We start from the raw sequence: 2,037 nt of genomic DNA on the forward strand, positions 1-2,037 counted from the left end.
CACATTCTGGTACCGGGTGGGCGCAAGCTGTATGTCGGTACCCCGCACACTCATGACAGCCTTTATGACGAGGTGGAAAAATTGGGCGCTGACTGTCTTACCATCAAGCTGTTTCACCATGAATACCGTATCGAGGAAAAGGACGCCAGGCACAAGGAATACGCTTTACCGTTCCGGCCGGAATTTGTTTTTGCCGGAATTTACCACGGGGCGCGGCTGCTGGTGGAAAGTACCGATTACCTGTTAAGCGCTGACGGTATTGTTTTTGCCGAAGCGCCTGACATGCTGATCGACTGTTACGCGGGGTGCGAGTGGCCGGAACGGTTTACCCGTGACGAAATGCTACGCCGCCGCCGCGAAACGCGCACCATCAATGAATGGGATAGCCAGTATCAGCTACACAGCAAGCCGGTGGGTGATGTGCGACTCAATCCCGATCGCATTCGTGAATACGCTGTACACCCTGAAATCCGCTATGCAAATGGCGGTTGCTCCATGTGGCTGGGCGGCGTGCAAATCGTCGGCGCGGTCGCCTGGTGGGACGTGGCAACAGGGAAAGTTAAGGCAGATGCAAGCGCCTTTTCGTTGATGCTGACTGATGAGCGTGGGCATTTGTATTGGCAGGTGTGCCAGGCGCTGACCGGGGATCTGGCTGAGTTTGACGATAACGACAAAATCATTGGCGGCCAGGTGGTGCAGATACGCGACCTGGTGCTCAAGTATCAGATCCCCCGCGTGGTGGTGGAAGTGAACGGCCCCGGCAGCTTTGCCGGAAAACTGCTGCGTCAGGCATTGAAGGGGGCCGGGTGCGGCGTTCAGGAAGCGTTTAGCGTTACCAACAAACAAAAGCGCATTCTCGATGCGTTCGAGGCTCCGCTTTCTTCTCGCTTTCTGTGGGCTCCCAGCGACGTGCTGGACGGCCCCATGTATGACCAGATGCGCGATTTCAATCCAGCGGTTGCCGATCAGCCTGATGACTATATCGACTCAGGCGCGGGGGCAATTAGTCAAACGCCGGTGCGTATCGGTAAATTGGTCGGGAAACCGAACGCCACCAGTCGGGATAATTGGCAACCCTACGATGGTGAAATCATGGTCGATACTGACCATTAAGGCGAATGTATGGCAGTCCCTGATCAAACCCCCTTCAACGTCTACACTGCAAACGGCGTAACAAGCGTTTTTCCCTATGAGTTTTATCTGATCAATGCTGGAGATTTAACCGTGTCGCTGGATGGTGAGGCGGTTTCTACAGGGTTTACCGTGACAGGGATTGGCAACGTTAACGGCGGTGAAGTCACGTTTTTAGCTCCCCCGGCGAATGACGTTATCGTCATGTTTGAGCGCGTGGTTGCGCCGGTGCGCCTGACGGAATACCAGGATAATGGCGATTTATTGGCGGATACCGTTAACCTCGATTTTGATCGCCTGTGGATGGCGATAAAGCAAAGCTTTGTTTCACTCGGCGTTGCATTGTTACGGCCTGTTTCTGGTGGCCCATTCAGTGCCAAAGGGTACCGCATTGCCAGTCTTGCCGACCCAGTAAATGATCAGGATGCTGCCACAAAAGGCTATGCAAATACGCTGGATAAAAAAACCAGTCAGCACATTGAAACGTTAAACAACGCGACGAACAATCGCGCCCTGCGCGTACCTGAAGCGTTCATTTCCCCTATACCTAATGCGGCCGCGGGCCGGTAAGCTGCTTTCCTTTGATGCATCTGGGGCACCCATTGCGGCACTACCACCTACTGGAACTGCCGCCGATGTGTTGACCGAACTGGCACAATCAAACGGTGCTACAAAGATTGGCAGTCAACAACCTGACGGTAAAAGCGAAACGGTGCAGCAGGCATTGAGCGCCATACGTAAAGCGGTAGGCAGCGTCAATACGCTGGTATCCCGTGGCCGGGTTCCGGCATTAAGTGGCAATAATCAGGGGACGCCCGGTATCCAGCTGTATGAAGCCTACCGCAATGGTTATCCGACCCCTTACGGTAATGTCATTCATCTCAAAGGCGCATCGTCTGGCGGGGA

The 2,037-nt window shown here is 54.3% G+C and carries 2 protein-coding genes and 1 pseudogene; all 3 read left to right on the plus strand.

The features are described from left to right. Positions 1-1,113 (plus strand): transcriptional regulator (locus tag QZ506_RS11965; protein ID WP_291971309.1); only part of this gene is annotated, 1,113 nt, incomplete at its 5' end. 9 nt (positions 1,114-1,122) lie between these two features. Then, entirely contained in the window at positions 1,123-1,701 is a 579-nt protein-coding gene (locus QZ506_RS11970; protein ID WP_291971310.1) for a phage tail fiber protein, read from the plus strand. A 181-nt stretch (positions 1,702-1,882) separates the two neighbouring features. Continuing rightward, positions 1,883-2,037 (plus strand): annotated as a pseudogene (locus tag QZ506_RS21610) (phage tail protein); the annotation flags it as partial.

It is taken from the genome of Candidatus Symbiopectobacterium sp. (assembly GCF_020054415.1).
In the GTDB taxonomy this organism is placed as follows: domain Bacteria; phylum Pseudomonadota; class Gammaproteobacteria; order Enterobacterales; family Enterobacteriaceae; genus Symbiopectobacterium.